The organism is Pseudomonas pharyngis (assembly GCF_021602345.1).
GTDB classification, from domain to species: domain Bacteria; phylum Pseudomonadota; class Gammaproteobacteria; order Pseudomonadales; family Pseudomonadaceae; genus Aquipseudomonas; species Aquipseudomonas pharyngis.
Genome location: NZ_BQID01000005.1, coordinates 157,340 through 176,507 on the forward strand (window position 1 = coordinate 157,340; position 19,168 = coordinate 176,507).

Annotated in this window: 15 protein-coding genes; 3 read left to right on the top strand and 12 right to left on the bottom strand. The window is 58.1% G+C overall.

The window, feature by feature from the left end:
- The first annotated feature begins 159 nt into the window (after positions 1-159).
- A complete protein-coding gene (locus L6D74_RS12785; protein ID WP_163974504.1) occupies positions 160-489 on the top strand; it encodes a BrnA antitoxin family protein in 330 nt (109 codons plus the stop codon).
- Positions 490-492: 3 nt separating this feature from the next.
- Here the strand turns inward: L6D74_RS12785 and L6D74_RS12790 are convergent, their stop codons facing one another.
- From L6D74_RS12790 to xth, 3 genes are all read right to left on the bottom strand, one after another.
- Positions 493-1,320, bottom strand: a complete 828-nt coding sequence (locus tag L6D74_RS12790; RefSeq protein ID WP_236189391.1) for an arylamine N-acetyltransferase family protein — start codon at positions 1,318-1,320, stop codon at positions 493-495.
- A 228-nt stretch (positions 1,321-1,548) separates the two neighbouring features.
- Positions 1,549-3,207, bottom strand: a complete 1,659-nt coding sequence (locus tag L6D74_RS12795) for a cytidine/deoxycytidylate deaminase family protein (protein WP_236189392.1) — start codon at positions 3,205-3,207, stop codon at positions 1,549-1,551.
- Positions 3,208-3,346: 139 nt separating this feature from the next.
- Positions 3,347-4,141, bottom strand: a complete 795-nt coding sequence (gene xth / locus L6D74_RS12800) for an exodeoxyribonuclease III (RefSeq protein ID WP_236189393.1) — start codon at positions 4,139-4,141, stop codon at positions 3,347-3,349.
- 117 nt (positions 4,142-4,258) lie between these two features.
- Between xth and L6D74_RS12805 the strand changes: the two genes are divergently transcribed.
- Positions 4,259-4,846, top strand: coding sequence for a GNAT family N-acetyltransferase (locus L6D74_RS12805; protein ID WP_115077195.1), 588 nt, complete (start codon positions 4,259-4,261; stop codon positions 4,844-4,846).
- Between the two features lie 4 nt (positions 4,847-4,850).
- Here the strand turns inward: L6D74_RS12805 and L6D74_RS12810 are convergent, their stop codons facing one another.
- Positions 4,851-6,293 (bottom strand): mechanosensitive ion channel family protein, encoded by a 1,443-nt coding sequence (locus L6D74_RS12810; protein ID WP_236189394.1) that lies wholly within the window; start codon positions 6,291-6,293, stop codon positions 4,851-4,853.
- Positions 6,294-6,433: 140 nt separating this feature from the next.
- A complete protein-coding gene (locus L6D74_RS12815; RefSeq protein WP_236189396.1) occupies positions 6,434-7,300 on the bottom strand; it encodes a pirin family protein in 867 nt (288 codons plus the stop codon).
- A gap of 221 nt (positions 7,301-7,521) precedes the next feature.
- Between L6D74_RS12815 and dkgB the strand changes: the two genes are divergently transcribed.
- A complete protein-coding gene (gene dkgB, locus L6D74_RS12820; protein WP_236189397.1) occupies positions 7,522-8,325 on the top strand; it encodes a 2,5-didehydrogluconate reductase DkgB in 804 nt (267 codons plus the stop codon).
- A gap of 4 nt (positions 8,326-8,329) precedes the next feature.
- Here the strand turns inward: dkgB and L6D74_RS12825 are convergent, their stop codons facing one another.
- From L6D74_RS12825 to L6D74_RS12855, 7 genes are all read right to left on the bottom strand, one after another.
- On the bottom strand, positions 8,330-11,551 hold the full coding sequence (locus tag L6D74_RS12825) for an ATP-binding protein (protein WP_236189399.1): 3,222 nt from the start codon (positions 11,549-11,551) through the stop codon (positions 8,330-8,332).
- Between the two features lie 10 nt (positions 11,552-11,561).
- On the bottom strand, positions 11,562-12,188 hold the full coding sequence (locus L6D74_RS12830; protein WP_236189401.1) for a response regulator transcription factor: 627 nt from the start codon (positions 12,186-12,188) through the stop codon (positions 11,562-11,564).
- Between the two features lie 108 nt (positions 12,189-12,296).
- Positions 12,297-12,731: a chemotaxis protein CheY gene (locus L6D74_RS12835; protein ID WP_085649008.1), complete on the bottom strand. Its 435-nt coding sequence runs from the start codon at positions 12,729-12,731 to the stop codon at positions 12,297-12,299.
- A gap of 109 nt (positions 12,732-12,840) precedes the next feature.
- Positions 12,841-13,557, bottom strand: coding sequence for an MgtC/SapB family protein (locus tag L6D74_RS12840; protein WP_236189402.1), 717 nt, complete (start codon positions 13,555-13,557; stop codon positions 12,841-12,843).
- Between the two features lie 54 nt (positions 13,558-13,611).
- Positions 13,612-16,311, bottom strand: a complete 2,700-nt coding sequence (gene mgtA, locus L6D74_RS12845; protein WP_236189403.1) for a magnesium-translocating P-type ATPase — start codon at positions 16,309-16,311, stop codon at positions 13,612-13,614.
- Positions 16,312-16,900: 589 nt separating this feature from the next.
- On the bottom strand, positions 16,901-18,238 hold the full coding sequence (locus L6D74_RS12850; RefSeq protein ID WP_236189404.1) for a lysine N(6)-hydroxylase/L-ornithine N(5)-oxygenase family protein: 1,338 nt from the start codon (positions 18,236-18,238) through the stop codon (positions 16,901-16,903).
- A gap of 133 nt (positions 18,239-18,371) precedes the next feature.
- Positions 18,372-18,854 carry a sigma-70 family RNA polymerase sigma factor gene (locus tag L6D74_RS12855; protein WP_085612855.1) on the bottom strand — a complete coding sequence of 161 codons (483 nt, stop codon included), beginning with the start codon at positions 18,852-18,854 and terminating at the stop codon, positions 18,372-18,374.
- Between the last annotated feature and the right edge of the window lie 314 nt (positions 18,855-19,168).

A 19,168-nucleotide genomic window follows, 5' to 3' on the forward strand; every position in this document is an offset into this window, starting at 1 on the left:
GCTGAAGTGTTCACGGCGACCGACGGCGCGGCCGCACTCTTTTTTATACATATAAAGTATGCATATTGAAGTCATTCAAGATTCAGTTCGACAAAAGCAAGAATGCTGCCAACGCATTCGAGCCCAGCGAGCAATGGCAACTTTGCGCAGAGGTAATCAATGAAAAATGAATACAATTTCAGCGACGGTAAACGCGGCGCCATTGCGCCCACCAAGGGTAAAACGCGCATCACCATCATGCTCGATGACGCGGTGATCGAAGCCGCGCGCGAGGTCGCTGAAAGCGAGGGGTTTGGCTATCAGACGGTGATCAACAACACCCTGCGCCACGCATTGCTTAATAGCCGTGGCGCAACCGAAGAACTCGAACATTCAAGCGGGCAATTCAAGCAAGGCATCACCGCCACCGACCTCAAGAGCCTTGAGAAAAAACTGTCGGCGGCCGTGAACGAGATCCGGCGGGTGCTGGAACCGGACGTCAAACCGTAGCGTTCAAACTGGCTGAATCAAGCGCGCCAGAGCCTCCCGTGCACCGGGCTGGTGCGGCAAGTTCAGGCCAAATTCCCGTTCCAGCAATTCGATCAGTTCATCAACATCTGTCACTTCGCGCCGCTCGCTCTCGGCGCCGATGCGGTGAATGGCGAAACTGCCGTTGTTCAGCGTACGCCGCCAGCCGTCGCCGGTACGCGCCACCATCAGGCGCTGGGCGAATGGTGAGTCCGGGTGGGTCGAGACGTACCAGTTGCCGAGGGTGTAATCGATGTCTTCCTGGCGCTGCAGGTCGAACAGGTACATCGGCCGCCATTCGCCAGCAACCTTGGCCCGCAGCATGTAGCCATCGGCCTGCACTTCGATGCGATACGGTTCGTGCGGGGTGGATTGCTCGGCTTCGGTATCCAGCACCAGCGGCGCGGTCGGCACCATGCCGCCGAAGCCGACGTCGGTGATGTAGCGCACGTCGTCAATGTTCACCAGGCTCAAGCGGTGGGTGCGCGCCGTCCAGCTGCCTTCGGGCTGATTCATCACCACGCGCCCGCTGATGCCCCGCGCATCGAACCCCAGCTCCAGCAACAAGGCCAGAAACAGGTTGTTCAGCTCGTAGCAGTAACCGCCACGGGCGTCGTTCAGGACCTTGCGCTCAATGGAGGGCAGATCGATCAGCACAGGTTCGCCACTCAGCGTCGACAGGTTTTCGAAAGCAAAGGCGCCGGTATGGCGCAGTTGCAACAGGCGCAGGGTTTCAAGGGTCGGTGTCGGGGGCGCATCGAATCCCAGGCGTTGCAGATACTGTTTCAGATTCGTCAGGCGTGGCTCGCTCATGGCTGGGTCCTTTTGCATGGGGGCGCGGATCGTTCCGCCGATGGTCGCCATGTATAAGAGACTCATCTATGGTCTCGACAATTGATTATTTCGATCACATTTATCAGTACCTGTTCATCCCGCTGCTCATCCGACTCAGGAAATGGATGAGCAGCGCACTAGCAAAAGCAATAATGGCTTGCCAATGGACATAACGCCTCAGAGTTAGGCGCTTGACATATAAATCATTTAGTCATCAAGCGCCAAAGCATTCAACTCGTCCTTATATGGCAACCTCGGCGAGTATAGATTATGAAACGCTCGCCCGACGGCACCAGAAAAAATTATCAACTGAGGATTATTAGTCCCTCCCATTAATATATGATTTACTGCAATCCCAGGATACGGATCTATATAATAAATTTCCTTAATACCTAATTGATAAGCTTTCTTCGAACACAACTCACAAGGGCTAGCAGTTGTAAAAAGCTTTCCACCCTCAACAGGTCTACCACCATACTTAGAAATCTGCAGAAATGCATTTTCTTCCGCATGCAGTGATCTGGTATGAACCTGATTTTTTTCTTTTTTTAGACTGTTATACTCACTTTTAAAACAGTAGGAGACATTCCTCCCCGTACTTGCAATTTTTAGATACTTGGAGTTCTCACCACTAAATCTTTCAATATAAGCGACATCAGTTTTCTCATATTCAGAGTAAGCACTCTGGTCGTAACCGCTCACAAGGTCAAATCGATTACGCAAACTGCAAGGAACTTGCCCATATGGAGTATCGTTCCAGCCAACAGATTGCACTGAGAAATTTAAATCCGTTACAACAGCTCCTACTTGTCTTGAAATACAACCCGAATTCAATTTTGCAGTATAAGCCATTTGCATACACCGTTCTAAAGGTGTAGGCGTAACTAGCCCCGGCCTCATCATTAAAGATACAAAAGTGATCAACTGATTTGCTAGACTGGAAAAATCCGAAACAGCGTTTTCTGAATCCGGGTTATTTATATACAGCTCCGACCGTTCCAAGCAAGCCTGAATATCTTGCTTTATATAAGTAGACTGCTGATTGAGACTTCTAGAACTGTACTCCTCCCCATCAATCCTACCTACTTGCTCATCCGTATACCCTAGAAGTCTCAGTCGTCTCTTACGTTGTTCATCTTCACACGAAACCGCCATTAAATAGAAAGAAGAATAACGATCTTGGAAATATGTCGCCTCGAATGGGTTGCGAATAGCATCAATAACGATAAAAGTTTTCCGCCCCTTACCTCGAGCCGAGCGTATCAACTTTATAATTGAATTTATTTTATCTGCGAGCGAATAAAAACTACCACTCTTACGTTCATCAGAAGCCGGACTACCAGAATTTCGAAGATTATTACCAATTTGCTGAAATAACTTTACATAACCAGAACCACCAATAACACGCTTTAGCTTTTCGTTCTGTCCAGGCAAAAATTCTGCAAAGTATCTCCTCAGGTTTTTTATATCACCCTCCACTACAGGTTCATTTTTTATTTCTTGCAAAACCTCAACAATATCCCGTTTAACCTTCTCACTTATCCCGTCCACTCCTCCCAAAAAAACGGATGACTCTGTTATATCAAGCTCCGACAACATAAGCGTTAAAACCGAGCTTGCCTGTATGGTTACAAACGGCTCCCAATTTTTTTCAAAATTCTTAAGAATTATCTTCTGCTTTCTTTGAGGATTTGAATCAGGGTTATTACCAGAAAACAGGGAGTGCTTTATTTCCTCCTGTGGCTTCGAAAGTATTTTTGCAACTGTCGAACACCCACTTCCAGTGCGCCCTGTTAGACCGATGATTATAAAATCATCGTCGTCACCATAAATTTTTGAAATTGCATCCTTAAAAAAACTGGCCATTCGCTTCGCTCCGTCGTCTTTTTGTAGTTCCTATATTCCAAAATTACGACATCCGAAACCAAAAAGCCACTATGCATTTTCAATCAAAAAACGCCTTGGCAATCTGATTGCAATAACTATTCTCAATCACGAGAATTGATTATTTCCGCTTACGCGAATCGATGCGAATCCACGTCGGCGCGTGGTCGCTGGCATGCGGTTCGTTGCGCACCCAGGCATCCACACCGGCCTCGTGCAGATAAGGGCTCAGCGTCGGATTGAGCAGCAGATGGTCGATCCGCAGCCCGGAGTTCTTCTGCCAGTGCTGGCGGAAGTAATCCCAGAACGTATAGAGCCGATCCTCGGGATACAGATGCCGCAACGAATCGGTCCAGCCCTGATCCAGCAGACGCTGATAGCACTCGCGGCTCTCCGGTTGCAACAACGCATCCTTGAGCCACGAACGGGTGTTGTAGATATCCAGATCGGTGGGCACCACGTTGTAATCGCCGGCCAGCACCACCGGGTGATCGCTGCTTTGCAGATCCTTGGCGTATTTGATCAGGCGCTCGAACCAGGCCAGTTTGTAGTCGAACTTCGGCCCCGGTTGCGGATTGCCATTGGGCAGGTACAGGCAGCCCACCAACACCCCGTGCACCGCCGCTTCGAGGTAGCGGCTGTGTTTATCGTCGGGGTCGCCGGGCAAACCGCGCCGGCTCTCCAGCGGTTGCGCATCGCGGGCAAGAATCGCCACGCCGTTCCATGAAGCCTGGCCGTGCCAGATGGCGCCGTAACCAGCGGCCTCCAGCTCGGCGGCGGGAAACGCGCTGTCCACCAGTTTCAGCTCCTGCAAACAGGCGATGTCCGGCTGCTCGCGCTTGAGCCATTCCAGCAGGTTCGGCAGTCGGGCCCGCAGGCCGTTGACGTTGAACGTGGCAATGCGCATTTTTTTCATCGTCCGGGTTCCTGCCATTGACCGATAAAAACTCTGACATCCGCCCACCGCGACGGTTGCGTCGGATCCTTCCCGTACGGCGTAATAAGCCCTCGCCCGATCGCCGAGAATCCCCACATGCAAACCACGCTGCAAGGCCAGGGCATCATCCTGCGCCCGCTCCAATACACCGACGCCGATGCCCTGCTCCGCGCTGCCGCTGACGGTGAACTGTGGAACCTCACGGTCACCGTGGTGCCGTCGGCCACCACCGTCGATGCCTACCTGAAAAAGGCCCTCGATGGCCGTGAGGCTGGGACCGTCATGCCGTTTGTCATCGTATTGAAGGAAACCGGCGAGGTGATCGGCTCGACCCGGTTCTGGAAAATCGACCCGCTCAACCGCAAGCTGGAGATCGGCAGCAGCTGGATTTCGGCACGTTTTCAGAAGACCTTCGTCAACACCGAGGCCAAGTACCTGATGCTGCGCCACGCGTTCGAGGTGCTCGACTGCGTGCGGGTGCAGTTCACCACCGACGAGAACAACCAGAAGTCGCGCAACGCGATCCTGCGGCTCGGCGCGCAACAGGAAGGCATCGTCCGCCACGAACGCATCATGCCGGACGGCCGCAAGCGCAACTCGGTGCGCTTCAGCATCATCGATGACGAATGGCCACAGGTGCGCCTGAACCTGGAACGCAAACTGGCGGATTACGGCCTGCGCTGAAGGCTCAGACGCGATTGCGCAGCCATTGCAGGAACCCTTTTTTCGGCGCCAGCACCGGCGTTTCTTCCGTCAGGGATTGCGCCTTGTGCAGGCGGAAATCGAGCAGAGCCTGCATCGCGTCGTTGATGTCGTGACGAGCGTCCAGGCACGGCTTGAGATAAGACTTCTCGATGCGGTACAGCGCGCAGAAGGTCTTGGCGGAGAAGTCGGCCGGCAACGACGTATCGGACAGAATCCCCGCCTCGCCGATCACCTCACCCGGCCCCATCCGTCCAGACTCGAACGGCGCGCCATGGCGCTTGAGCGTCACCGAGACCACGCCGGACTCGATGATGAACAGATGATCGCTGACCTCGCCGCCCGCGAGGATCATCTCGCCGGCCCGGAAGGTTTGCAGGGTCATGTTCTGGCTGAAGGTTTCTTTCTCTTCCTGACGCAGGGTGGAGAAAATCGGCGAGCTGTCGAGCAACGCCCGTGGCCGCGAAAGATTGCTCGCCACACCGGGTTCATCGCTCGACAGCAGATTGACCCCGGACGCTTGCAGGTGCCGGAACGCCAGGTCGAACAGTTGATTGCGCACCACGCGCTTTTCGCTCATCGAGGCGACAAACCCGCTGATCTCATATTCGGTGCCGGCGCTGCTGGAGCTCTTCAGCGCGACACTCGGCGCGGGGCTCTCCAGCAATTGCCGACAGCCCTGCATCGCTCGCTCCAGGGCCTCGATCACCGAACTGGGCCGCGCATGGGGGCTGACCTGCACGCTGACGGCCACCCCGAACATATTGCTCGGCCGGCTGAAGTTAATGATCTTGGCCTTGGCCGCCAGCGAGTTGGGAATCACCGCCATGCTGCCCTGACTGGTTTGCAGGCGCGTGGCGCGCCAGTCGATGTCGGTGACCCGACCTTCGGTGCCGTCGATGGAAATCCAGTCATCCAGTTGATAAGGCTTGGTGGTGTTGAGCACGATCCCGGAAAACACGTCGCTCAAGGTGCTCTGCAACGCCAGACCGACGATGATCGCCAGCGCCCCGGAGGTTGCCAGCACGCCCTTGACCGGCAGATCCAGCACATAGGCCAGTGCCGCGATAATGGCGATCAGGAAAATCACCGCACCGAGCAAATCCTGCAACAACCGCCCGGTGTGTCCGACCCGCTGCATCATCACCGCGCCAATCAGCACCGTCAGGGTGCGCGCGCCGAACAGCCACCAGCCGATCTGCAACCCGGTCGCCGCCAGGTGCAACGGCACATTGTCGGCCCACGGCGCAGGCTCCATCGGGTTGAGCCCTTCGTTGAACAGCAGGATGCTGAACAGGGCAAAAATCAGCACCCGCACCAACAGTTTCCATGCGCTGCCGTGGGCGCTGATCAGGCGCCACAGACCGAGATCGACCAGGATCAGGATCAAGGCGCAAAACAACGGATGATCGGTGAGCAGAGACAGCATCAAACAACTCCGACAGGGGCCAGTCGCGAGAAGATCGCACAGATTGGGCTCAGTGTAGGAGGAATTGATTTGGCGGGATGAGCGCCACTGCACGCGCTCAAAAAAAAACCGGCAGGCGCACGTGGCGCCTGCCGGTTTTTTTAGCTGTGCATCTGGCCGAAGCGGCCGGACTGGAAGTCGGCGAAAGCCTGATGGATTTCCTGCTCGGTGTTCATCACGAACGGGCCGTGGCCGACAATCGGCTCGTCGATCGGCTCGCCGCTGAGCAGCAGCACCACCGCGTCCGCGCTGGCTTCAAGGGTGATGCGATCGCCATCACGCTCGAACAGCGCCAACTGGCCTTCGCGCATCGACTCCCCACCGTTGATCTGAACCGAACCCTTCAACACCACCAGCGCCGTGTTGCGGCCTTCGTGCAGATCCAGCGAGAGCAACTTGCCAGTGTTCAGTCGCAGATCCCACACGTCGATAGGCGTGAACGTGCGGGATGGACCTTTGTGGCCGTCGAACTCACCGGCGATCAGCCGCAGGCTGCCGGCACCGTCCTTTAGCGCGATTTTCGGGATATCACTGTCCAGAATGGTCTGGTAACCCGGCGCGGCCATTTTGTCCTTGGCCGGCAGATTCACCCACAGCTGCACCATTTCCAGGTTGCCGCCGGTTCGAGCGAAGTTTTCCGAATGGAACTCCTCATGCAGGATTCCGGAAGCCGCCGTCATCCACTGCACATCGCCCGGGCCTATGGTGCCGCCACTGCCGGTGGAGTCACGGTGCTGCACTTCGCCTTCGTAAACGATGGTCACGGTTTCGAAGCCACGGTGCGGATGCTGCCCCACGCCACGGCGTTCAGTAGTCGGGGTGAAATGCGCAGGCCCGGCGTGATCCAACAGCAGGAACGGGCTGATGTGCTGGCCCAGGTTGTCGTAGGAAAACAGGGTGCGCACCGGAAACCCATCGCAGACCCAGTGGCCGCGAGGGCTGGTGTAGAGACCGATAAGATTTTTCATGGTGGACTCCGCAATTGGGTTGATCATAGGCCGATCATAAATTCGCCACGTATTTAGTACTAGTCAGCCAAAACTGTTCTCATCGTTCTACCGGTGGAACGATACCGATTGCGGTGATTCGTGACTTTCAGTCAACAGTACTTTGTCCCCACAGCGGTTTTTCTTAAGGAATCAGACGCGGATACTCCTGCCCATTCCCACTGCAATCCTGGAGTCCCTGCATGTCTGTTCCCGCTTTCGGTCTTGGTACGTTTCGCCTGCAAGGCCAGGTGGTCATCGATTCGGTGAGCACTGCCCTTGAACTTGGTTACCGAGCCATCGACACCGCACAGATCTACGAAAACGAGGCCGACGTTGGCGCAGCCATCGCTGCCAGCGGCATTGCCCGTGAAGAGCTGTTCATCACCAGCAAGATCTGGATCGCCAACTTCGCCGGGGATCGTCTGATCGAAAGCCTCAAGGAAAGCCTGCAAAAGCTGCAGACCGACTACCTCGACCTGACGCTGATCCACTGGCCGTCGCCGGAAGATCAGGTGCCGGTGGAGGAATTCATGGGCGCGCTGCTGGAAGCCAAACGCCTGGGCCTGACCCGGCAGATCGGCGTGTCCAACTTCACCATCGACCTGATGAAACAGGCGATTGCTGCGGTCGGTGCGGAAAATATCGCCACCAACCAGATTGAACTGCACCCATACCTGCAAAACCGCAAGGTCGTCGAGTTCGCGCAAAGTCAGGGCATCCAGATCACGTCGTACATGACCCTCGCCTACGGCGAAGTGTTGAAGGATCCGCTGATCGTGCAGATCGCCGAGCGCCTGCATGCCACCCCGGCGCAGGTTACGCTGGCGTGGGCGATGCAATCGGGTTATGCGGTGATTCCGTCGTCGACCAAACGCGCCAACCTGCAAGGCAACCTCGGTGCCACGGCGCTGACCCTGAGCGACGCCGACATGGCGCTGATCGCCACACTGGAGCGCGGCCATCGCCTGACCAGCCCCAAAGGCATCGCGCCGCAGTGGGACTGATCGATCAGGCCTGAAGCTGCTGCGCGAGGTCGTGCATGGCCTCGCGCAGCGAATCGATGGCGGCCATCAATGCCGCTTCGGGCTGATCGGCCCGGCAGGCCTGTTCGAGCACCCGACACGCCGAGACCACACGCTCGGCACCGATCATGTGCGCCCCGCCCGTGACGTGATGCGCCAGATCACGCAAATCGGCGCGGTCATTTTTGCGGCCTGACTCATCCAGACGCTTCAGGTCAATGCGCAGACTGCTCAGCACCTCCTCACGCAATTGCCCGATCAGCGAGTTGTCCGCGCCTGCCAGTTGCAACAGCGCGCTCAGATCGAACTCGGCCTCTACCGGATCGTCCACGCTTTCGATCTGCGCGCCTTCGGATGTTGCGGCCATCAGGGCCTGGCTCAATTCGCGCAGCAGAACCGGTTTGAACAGACAGTCGTCCATCCCGGCTGCCCGGCATCGCTGCTTTTCTTCCATTTGCGCATTGGCGGTAAATCCAAGGATCAGACAGGGCGCCCTGCCCGTCGCGGCCTCTTCCTGACGCACCGCGCGCGCCAGCTCGTAACCGTTGAGCCCCGGCATGTTGCAGTCAGTGATCAATGCATCGAAGGAGTGACCGCGCCACAGCGCCAGCCCGCTCTCACCACCATCGGTTTCAACGGGGCGATGGCCGAGTTCACTCAACTGTCGGCACAACAACAGGCGATTCACGGGATGGTCATCCACCACCAGCACGTTCAGCGACTTGACCGCCGTCGCCACGGGTGCCGGTGCAGCCTCCTGCACCAGCGGCTGCAGCACTGGCAGTTCCAGTCGCAGCATGACCTGAGTGCCCCCGCCCGGCTCGCTGGTCATCCACAAATCACCACCCATCATCCGGCACAGGTTGCGGCTGATCACCAACCCCAGGCCAGAACCGCCCTGCGCCGCAGTCTGATGATCGCCGACCTGCACAAACGGGCTGAACAAGCGTTGCTGATCCTCGGCGCTGATTCCCCGGCCACTGTCTTCAATGGCTACACCCACTTCAATCAGCCCGTCCTGTTCGCCGAATACGCGCAAGCGCAGGCTCACCTCGCCGTCATCGGTGAACTTGATGGCATTGCTCAACAGATTCGACAGCACTTGTTTGAAACGCAGGGCATCGATCATCACCTCGACGTTGCTGCGTTCATCCAGTTCCACATGCCACAACAATTGCTTCTGCCGGGCCAGGCCTTCGAAAATCCGACACACCGACTGCACCACCTCGCGCAGATTGACCCGTTCGGGAACCAGCGACAAATGCCCAGCCTCAATGCGCGCGATGTCGAGAATATCGCCGATCAATGCCAGCAATTGCTGCCCGGCACTGGACGCCACCTCGATCGCCTGGCGATCGGTCACGCCTTCATCGGCACGCTTGAGGGCCAGTTCAAGCATGCCGATCAGGGCATTCATCGGTGTGCGGATTTCATGGCTCATGGTCGCCAGAAACGTGCTCTTGGCACGATTGGCTTCATCGGCCGCCTCCTTGGCCTCCTGCAACTGTCTTAACCATTGTTGACGCTGACGGATCTGCCGACGCTGAAAGGCGATCCAGCCCAACGCCAGCAACAGCAACCCGGCGGCAATGGCAAAGCCGCGCAGGATTTGCTCTCTATGACGCTGCCAATAGCTGTCCTGCAGCACCACGTTACGACTCCAGCGCGCGACCAGACCATCAATTTCCTGGGGGGCAATGGCCAGCAGCGCCTTGTTCAGAATCGATTGCAGTTGCGGGGCATCGGGCGCCGTGGCCATGGCAATCCGGGCCGGTTGATCACCCAGCGTGGAGACAATCCGCAAGCGCTCACGGTACTGGTGATCGATCTGATAACGCGCCACCAGCAACGAGCTCAATGTCGCATCAGCCCGACCATCAAGCAGCGCCCGCGTACCGTCCGCCGGACTCGGCAACTCGATCAGGTTGATCTGCGGCACGTGCTCCAACAGATATTCGCGCAGCGGATTACCGCGATAGAGCGCCAGTCGTTTACCCGCCATATCCTCGAGACTGCGCGGCGCCTGTGCCTTCAAATCGGTGATCAAGACGAAGGGGCTGTTGGCGTACGACCGGGTGAACCGCATTTCAAGTTCACGCTCGCGGCTCGGTGTCAGCACCGGCAACAGATCCAGCTCCCCGCTCCTGAGCTGCTCGACCTGACGATCCAGAGACTGACCGCGCACCACCTCGAATGTCAGGCCACTGCGCTGACTGATCAGGTTGAGCAGTTGTGCAGTCAGGCCGCTGAACCGGCCATCGGCATCAAAGAATGCCAGCGGCGCAAAATCGTCGATAGCACCGACCCGCACCACCGGATGCTGATCCAGCCATTGTTGCTCGCTGTCGCTCAGACTTACCCGCGACTGTGCTGCCCTGTCGGCGCGCCCGGCACTCCAGCGCAGCTCCATCGCGAGGCGCTGTTCCATGGGAATCGCCAGCAGGGCCTTGTCGACCAGACGTTTCAACCGCGTGTTGCTGCGGGTCAGGGCGAAGCCGAACGGGTTGGCGTCAAGGCCCGAGGGGCCCGCCAGTTGCAGGTCGTTATAAAAATGAGTGTTGATCAGATAGCTGGCGCTGATGAAGTCGCCAAGGTAGAGCGCATCCCGACCGAACGCCACCGCGCCGAGGGCATCGAGAATCGAGCGATAACGCTGCAGGGAGGCTTGCGGGTAAGCCTGCTCGATGGTCGAGGCTGGCAGGTAGTCGTCCACCATGGCGATTCGCTTGCCGGCCAGATCGTCGGGCAATGGTTCGTCGAGCCGGGTCACCCACATCGGCTGATCTTCGGCGTAGGCACGGGACAGCATCAGTTCGGGGTCGGCGATCTCGAAGTTGTTCGACGTGCCCAGCAAATCCAGATCCCCGGCCTTGAGCGCGGCCATCGCACTTGCGCGGTCGGGATAGCACCAGACTTCGACGGCGAGATTGAGTACTTGTGCAATCGCATCGGCGTAATCGGCGGTGAGGCCTTCCAGCTCATGGCGCTTGCGGGTCAGTTCAAAGGGCGGGTAATCCGGCCAGGAGGCACCGATGCGCAATACCGGATGCGCGCTCAGCCACTGTTTATCCTGATCATCAAGGCGAACCTGCACGCCTTCCAGGCGGGTGCGGGAAACGATTTCCAGTCTTTGCGCACTCGTCGCCGCCTGAACTGTGCCTGCAAACAAAAGTGCCAACAGAAACACCAACCGCAACGGTCTCATCATGGAAAGCCTCTCAGAACAGATCGTTGCGCACGACCAGCTCTCGCAACGTCACTGAGGACGTTATTCCCAGTTTGAGCATCAATCGGGTCTTGTAGGTGCTGACGGTTTTGTGACTCAGGTTCATTTCCAAGGCGATGAGCTTGTTGGACTTGCCGTGAGCCAGTTGCACCAGAATATGCAGTTCGCGGTCGGACAGCCGATCAATCAACTGCCGCTCATCACTCAATGCATCGAGTTGTCCTGAACTGACACCGTGCATTTCAGGAAAAACAGTGTAGCCCGAACGCACAGCCTTGATCGCATTCTCGAGCTGTTTCAGGTCGGCGGACTTTTCCACGAAGGCCATCGCTCCGGCACGCCGGCAACGCATCAGGAAACTGTTCCGGGGAGCCGAGGTGAAAATCACGACTTTGCAAACCAGCCCGTTAGCCCTGATACGTTCCAATACATCCAGCCCGCCCATACCTGCAAGGTTCAGGTCGAGAATCATCAGATCCGGCGCATGTTCACGAATCATCGGCACGACGTCGACGCCGCTCGACACCACGTGAATCTGCTTATAGCCCAACCCATGCAACAGCATACGGATGGCAGAGACGACCACCGGGTGATCTTCGGCAAGCAATACTCGACCCATGACCACTCCCGGTGCGATTACATAGTGATGAAGCCACCGATCTTGCATGAACGGGACTATTGGTAGCTGCGCTACAACTGTTGCACAGACTTTACGATGAAGCACCTGTCAGATCTGACAGGTGCGCGCCAGACCGATCTGTGATAGCGCACGCGATGACCGCCCAAGCGATGCCTCGACCGAGGTCATCAGCTGTTCGATTTCGTCGAATGAAGGCAGCGCTGCAGGGCTGGTGATGACCTTTGCCCCAAAATGCCCGGGAACACCTGTGGAATCCGCCGGCTCACCATAGACCAGGGCCCGTCGGACTTGTGGGTGATCGAACAGAACACCGGGCAGATCCGCGATCCCGCTCGCCAGTTCGGCATTAACCACCAGAACATCGAACGGCTGACAGCCGTAATCGACCAGGGTCAACAGTTCGGCAAGACTTTGCACCGGTGCAATGCGGTAATAATCAAGGCCATTGAACAGGCGCTCGATCTTCATCCGATGAAAATGCTGCAAGTCGGCGATCAGGATGCGCAGGGTTTTGTCGGTCAATGTGGAAGTCCGGGTAGTCGCTTCAAGTGGCGGCAAGACTACCCAAGCATCGGGATACACTCTGTAGGACTTTTCCGAAAAACACGGTCACTCATCGGGATTGAAAAAGTTACTCCGTGGTGCTCGGACTCCAGAACGCCTGCACCACCAGCGTCGACGTCGAGATTCGCGCCACCAGCGCATCCAGTTCATCACCGTCCACCGAGGTGGTGGCCAGCGTCGCTTCGATCTCGATTTCATCGGCACCGAAGGCATGTACATCGACATCGCTGGCCGGGTAATTACTGCGTTCCAGCTCGGCCTCGAGCAAGGCGAAAACGGCTTTCTGCTGCGAACGCCGAGCGATGACATAAACAATGTTGGTGACTTCCGCCGAGACCACGTCCAGCGGCTGACGGTTGATGTTGTTGACGATCGGCCGCAACAAGGTATTGGCGGCCAGCACAAACAAGGTGCCCAGCACCGCTTCGGCCAGCAGGTCGGCACCGGCGCAGGCACCAACCGCCGCCGAGGTCCAGAGCGTGGCGGCGGTGTTGAGCCCACGCACGTTGCCCTCTTCGCGCATGATCACCCCGGCACCGAGAAAACCGATGCCGGAAACCACGTAGGCAATCACTCGCACCGCGCCTTCGGCCCCGGCGAGACGGTTAGCCATGTCGACGAAAATTGCCGCGCCGACCGCCACCAGCACGTTGGTGCGCAAGCCCGCCGTGCGCTGCCGGTACTGGCGTTCGAAGCCGATCAGGCCGCCGAGAATGAACGCCGCGCTGAGGCTGACCAGGGTATCGAGCAACGAGGTGAGGTTGAGATTGTTGATCGCTTGCATGTCGAACTCCTTGAAACCGCCCCCCTTGCTCCCACAAGGGGGGAATCTTGCCTGTTACTGCCAGCCGAACCGGCGGATGTAGAAGCCTTTGACGGCCTGGGTCAGCGCCATGTACGCCAGCAGGATCATTGGCAGAAACACGAAGTACATCGACGGCAGCGCCTGCAATTTGAAGTAGTGCGCCAGCGGCCCCATCGGCAGGAAGATGCCCACGGCCATGATGATTGCGGTCATCACCAGCAGCGGCATCGCCGCGCGGCTTTGCAGGAACGGAATCTTCGGCGTGCGGATCATGTGCACGATCAGCGTCTGGGTCAGCAGCCCCACCACGAACCAGCCGGACTGGAACAGGGTCTGGTGATCCGGGGTGTTGGCATCGAACACGTACCACATCAAGGCGAACGTTGTGATGTCGAAGATCGAGCTGATCGGGCCGAAGAACAGCATGAAGCGCCCGACGTCCCCTGGCTGCCAGCGTTGTGGCTGCTTCAGCATCTCATCGTCGACGTTGTCGAACGGGATCGCGATCTGCGAAATGTCATACAGCAGGTTCTGCACCAGCAGGTGCATCGGCAGCATCGGCAGGAACGGAATGAACGCACTGGCGACCAGCACCGAGAACACGTTGCCGAAGTTCGAACTGGCGGTCATCTTGATGTACTTGAGCATGTTGGCGAAGGTCCGACGCCCTTCCAGCACGCCCTCCTCCAGCACCATCAGGCTCTTTTCCAGCAGGATGATGTCGGCCGCTTCCTTGGCGATGTCCACCGCGCTGTCCACGGAAATCCCGATGTCGGCGGTGCGCAGCGCCGGTGCGTCGTTGATGCCGTCGCCCATGAACCCGACCACGTGGCCGTTGCCCTTGAGGATGCGCACAATGCGTTCCTTGTGCGACGGCGTCAGTTTGGCGAACACGTTGGTGGTTTCTACCGCCACGGCCAGTTCGGCGTCGCTCATGCGTTCGATGTCGTTGCCCATCAACAGGCCCTGCTGGGCCAGGCCCACTTCGCGGCAGATCTTGGCGGTCACCAGTTCGTTGTCGCCGGTCAGCACTTTCACGGCCACGCCGTGTTCGGCCAGGGCCTTGAGTGCCGGGGCGGTGCTTTCCTTCGGCGGATCGAGGAACGCCACGTAACCGATCAGCGTCAGTTCTTGCTCGTCGCCAAGGCTGTAAGTGTCGCGACCTTCAGGCATCGATCGTGCTGCCACCGCGACCACACGCAAGCCTTCAGCGTTGAATGCTGCGGTGACCTGACGAATTTTCGCCAGCAATTCATCGCTCAAGGCTTCGTCGACTTCACCGTGACGCACCCGGCTGCACACTGCCAATACTTCTTCCACCGCGCCCTTGCAGATCAGTTGATGCGGCTGGCCGCGCCCTTCGACCACCACCGACATGCGCCGGCGGTTGAAGTCGAACGGGATTTCATCGACCTTGCGAAAGGCCGTACCGACCTTCAGCTCACGGTGGATTTCCACGTGCTCCAGCACCGCCACATCCAGCAGGTTTTTCAGGCCGGTCTGGTAGTAGCTGTTGAGGTACGCCATTTCCAGCACGTCATCGGAGTCTTCGCCCCAGACGTCGACATTGCGCGCCAGGAAGATCCTGTCCTGGGTCAGGGTGCCGGTCTTGTCGGTGCACAGCACGTCCATCGCGCCGAAGTTCTGGATCGCATCCAGGCGTTTGACGATGACTTTCTTGCGCGACAGAAACACCGCGCCCTTGGCCAGCGTCGAGGTGACGATCATCGGCAGCATTTCCGGGGTCAGGCCCACGGCGATCGACAGCGCGAACAGCAGCGCTTCGGTCCAGTCGCCCTTGGTGAAACCGTTGATGAACAACACCAGCGGCGCCATGACGAACATGAAGCGGATCAGCAGCCAGCTGACTTTGTTCACCCCTTGCTGGAACGAAGTCACCGCGCGATCGGTCGCCCCGACCCGCTGTGCCAGTGCACCGAAATAGGTGCTGTTGCCGGTGGTGAGAATCACCGCCACCGCCGTGCCGGACACCACGTTGGTGCCCATGAACAGAATGTTGTCGAGTTCCAGCGGATTGCGCGTGTCGCGATCGGCCTGACGCGGGAATTTTTCCACCGGCATCGATTCACCGGTCATTGCCGCCTGGCTGACGAACAGGTCCTTGGCGCTGAGCACCCGGCAATCGGCAGGAATCATGTCGCCGGCCGAGAGCACGATCAGATCGCCGGGCACCAGTTGCTTGATCGGCAACTCAGCACGCGGCGCATCCCGGCGCAGCACGGTGGCGGTGTTGCTGACCATCGCCTTGAGCGCGTCGGCGGCCTGGTTGGATTTGCTTTCCTGCCAGAAGCGCAGCAGCGTCGAGAGCACCACCATCGAGAAAATCACGATGGCGGCCTTGAGGTCTTCGGTCAGCCACGAGATCACCGCCAACAGGGTCAGCAGCAGGTTGAAAGGGTTTTTGTAGCAATGCCACAGGTGGGTCCACCACGGCAGCGGTTGCTCGTGTTCGACTTCGTTGAGGCCGTGCTGCGCACGCAGTACATCGACTTCGAAATCAGTGAGGCCATCGGTGTGGGTGCCGAGGTTCGACAACAGCACGCCGCTGTCGCAATGGGCGGCGTCCACCAGTGTATTGGCCAGGGTGGGCGGCACTTCACGGCTGACCGTGGTGTCGCTGAGGTTTTCCAGCAAGGCCAGGCGACGGAAGTGCCGGGCGATGTGGCGGGTCCGCAGGAAGCCTGCGAAAAATTCCTTGAGCGTAAGTTTCATGGCTGTTGCCCCTATGGTCAGCCGGGAAACCGTCGAGCAGGTACGTCCTCGTCCTGGGCACCGGAAAACCGGCACGGCAAGGCGTGGCGCGCCGGTCAGAAAAGACAGGCGTGTCGATAGGGCTGCAATGACGACGATGAAGTCGACTTCACAGGCTTTTCAGTGTCGATGAGAAGGACGTCGGGACATGACCGGGACCGGTCATGATCGGGATGCCGCTGCTCGCTGTTCGGCGAGACAACGGCACAAAGGAATGCGCGTTATCTTGCCGAGAATCCGCCGGTTACAAGGACCGGCCGACAACTGTCACTCGAACAAGTACCCACTGTGGGTCTCCGCTATTGATGAAAACGCGCGAAGCTTACGCCCCGATGTCTGGAGAGTAAACCCGCAAAAGGAAGTGTGTCGGGGAATGTGGCGGGTGTTCAGGAAGGGTTCAGGATTGAGTTTTTGCGGTTTACTTGAAGGCCTCTTCGCGAGCAAGCCCGCTCCCACAGGGGATCTTCATTGAACACAGATTTTGTGGTCAGCAGAGATCCACTGTGGGAGCGGGCTTGCCCGCGAAGACGATTTGGCAAACGCCGCAGGTTTAGCTGGCAGTCGCCAACAACAGATCCATCACCGAACGGCTGTGCCCACGACTCTTGCCATGCTCATACAGCGAGCCGGCAATTTCGTCCGCGCGGATCGGCAGGATCGACAGCAGCGTATCGCTCAGACCGTGGCTGGCCTGGCAGAAGCCCTGCATGTACAGACCGGCCTTGCAGCGCTCGTCGGTGATCAGTTTGTAGTTGCGATCAACTTCGAAGTCACCCAGGTACTCTTGAAGCGGCGCCAGCAGTTTGCGATGCATCTGACGCTCGTAACCGGTGGCCAGCACAACCGCGTCGTAGGCACGCACGGTGACTTCGCCGGTGGCGTTGTTGCGCACGGTCAGTTCGATACCGCGTTCGGTGGCGGTGGCTTTCTCGACCGTGGTCAGAGTGCGGAACGCGTGGCGTGCCACGCCCGAGACTTTCTGGCGATAGAAGATGCCGTAGATACGCTCGATCAGGTCGATGTCGACCACCGAGTAGTTGGTGTTGTGGTACTCGTTGACCAGACGCTCACGCTCGCTGCTGTTCTGCTGGAAGATCAGGTCAGTGAACTCCGGCGAGAACACTTCGTTGACGAACGGGCTGTCGTCCGCCGGCTTCAGGGCCGAGCCACGCAGGATCATGTCCACCTGCACCGACGGGAACGAATCGTTCAGGTCGATGAAGGCTTCCGCCGCACTCTGGCCGCCACCGATGATTGCGATGCTCATCGGCTGATTGTTGATGCACGGCTGCTTGGCCATCTCGGCCAGGTATTGCGAGTGATGGAAAACCCGAGCGTCACCCTTCAGCGCCTTGAACGCCTCGGGAATGCGCGGCGTGCCGCCGGCGCTGACCACCACCGAACGCGCGGTGCGCACCAACTGCTGGCCGTCCGTACCACGGGAAATAACCCGCAGCGCTTCGACCTGATGGTTGTGCAGCACCGGCTCGATGGTCAGCACTTCTTCGCCGTAGCGGCTCTGCTCAGTGAACTGCGCGGCCACCCAGCGCAGATAGTCGTTGTACTCCATGCGGCACGGATAGAAGGTGCCGAGGTTGATGAAGTCCACCAGACGGCCGTGGTGCTTGAGGTAGTTGACGAACGAGTACGGGCTGGTCGGATTGCGCAAGGTGACCAGATCCTTGAGAAAGGAAATCTGCAACTCGCTCTGGGTCGACAGGGTGTTGCCGTGCCAGCTGTAGTTGGGTTGTTTATCGAGGAACAGCACATCCAGCTCGCCCTGGGTCGCGCCACGCTCTTGCAGAGCGATGGCCAGCGCCAGGTTCGAAGGGCCGAAACCGACGCCGATCAGGTCGTGAACGATGGGCGATGCAATTGCCTGTGTCATTTCCAGTGTCCTCTGGATGAACCCCCGAACAGCGCGGAGGAAGAGCTTGGGTGACCGGCCGGCCCGGAGCAGGACAGCAGATCGTCTGTTGAGTAGGAACGAGGACAGTGAAATAAAATTTAACGGCGACGGCTCAATGGGCATCCCATTGTTTGATTCGCAGGCGGCAATGTTTCATGGCGTTGACGATGTGCTTTTCCACCAGGGCCTTGGAAATACCAAGATGCTCGGCGATCTCGGGGTGCGACAGGCCTTCGATCTTGCGCAATAGAAAACTCTCGCGGCACAGCGGCGAAAGCTCGGCCAGCGCACGCTGCAACATGTCCAGACGCTGGCCATGATCGAGGGTGCTGTGGGGGGACGGGGTGAAATAGCGCTCTTCGCTGTCGAGCACTTCCAGCGATTCGACCTGACGCAGGGCATTGCGCCGATGGTCGTCGATCACCAGGTTCAGCGCGGTGCGATAAAGGAAGGCCCGGGGCTGTTCGATCGGCGTATCGCTGGAACGCTCCAGGACCCGTACATAAGCGTCATGCACCACATCTTCGGCCACCTGTCGGTTGCCGAGCCTGGCGTTCAGGAAACACACCAGCTCACGATAGTAGTTTTCCAACATGACTCCCGGCCGCTCGAGTGCGGGTTTTGTCCTTGAGCACACTGTTCTGCCGAGCCGCCCGAGGCAGTAGCAAGATAGTGGCAACTTGAGGTGCGTAATTTATAGTAATTCTCATATAGATTTAAAGTAGTGTTTGTCGTTGCCCGACAAATAGTGGCCGGCTATACCTTCAGATTGCTGTAACAACCTGTGTCGCCACTTAAATTCCGTTCCGCTTTCTTCGTTTACAGGACAGCTCCCCGTGTCTGTCGCGCCCTGCGGCAGCGTTCAACGGTGCCTGACCCCGCGCACTCCTCTGAACGACGGGCCGATTT

Bases quoted from the DNA above. Each gene is read 5' to 3' on its own strand.
- L6D74_RS12785 (WP_163974504.1), top strand. From the start codon at position 160: ATGAAAAATGAATACAATTTCAGCGACGGTAAACGCGGCGCCATTGCG.
- L6D74_RS12790 (WP_236189391.1), bottom strand. From the start codon at position 1,320: ATGAGCGAGCCACGCCTGACGAATCTGAAACAGTATCTGCAACGCCTG.
- L6D74_RS12795 (WP_236189392.1), bottom strand. From the start codon at position 3,207: ATGGCCAGTTTTTTTAAGGATGCAATTTCAAAAATTTATGGTGACGAC.
- xth (WP_236189393.1), bottom strand. From the start codon at position 4,141: ATGAAAAAAATGCGCATTGCCACGTTCAACGTCAACGGCCTGCGGGCC.
- L6D74_RS12805 (WP_115077195.1), top strand. From the start codon at position 4,259: ATGCAAACCACGCTGCAAGGCCAGGGCATCATCCTGCGCCCGCTCCAA.
- L6D74_RS12810 (WP_236189394.1), bottom strand. From the start codon at position 6,293: ATGCTGTCTCTGCTCACCGATCATCCGTTGTTTTGCGCCTTGATCCTG.
- L6D74_RS12815 (WP_236189396.1), bottom strand. From the start codon at position 7,300: ATGAAAAATCTTATCGGTCTCTACACCAGCCCTCGCGGCCACTGGGTC.
- dkgB (WP_236189397.1), top strand. From the start codon at position 7,522: ATGTCTGTTCCCGCTTTCGGTCTTGGTACGTTTCGCCTGCAAGGCCAG.
- L6D74_RS12825 (WP_236189399.1), bottom strand. From the start codon at position 11,551: ATGATGAGACCGTTGCGGTTGGTGTTTCTGTTGGCACTTTTGTTTGCA.
- L6D74_RS12830 (WP_236189401.1), bottom strand. From the start codon at position 12,188: ATGGGTCGAGTATTGCTTGCCGAAGATCACCCGGTGGTCGTCTCTGCC.
- L6D74_RS12840 (WP_236189402.1), bottom strand. From the start codon at position 13,557: ATGCAAGCGATCAACAATCTCAACCTCACCTCGTTGCTCGATACCCTG.
- mgtA (WP_236189403.1), bottom strand. From the start codon at position 16,311: ATGAAACTTACGCTCAAGGAATTTTTCGCAGGCTTCCTGCGGACCCGC.
- L6D74_RS12850 (WP_236189404.1), bottom strand. From the start codon at position 18,238: ATGACACAGGCAATTGCATCGCCCATCGTTCACGACCTGATCGGCGTC.
- L6D74_RS12855 (WP_085612855.1), bottom strand. From the start codon at position 18,854: ATGTTGGAAAACTACTATCGTGAGCTGGTGTGTTTCCTGAACGCCAGG.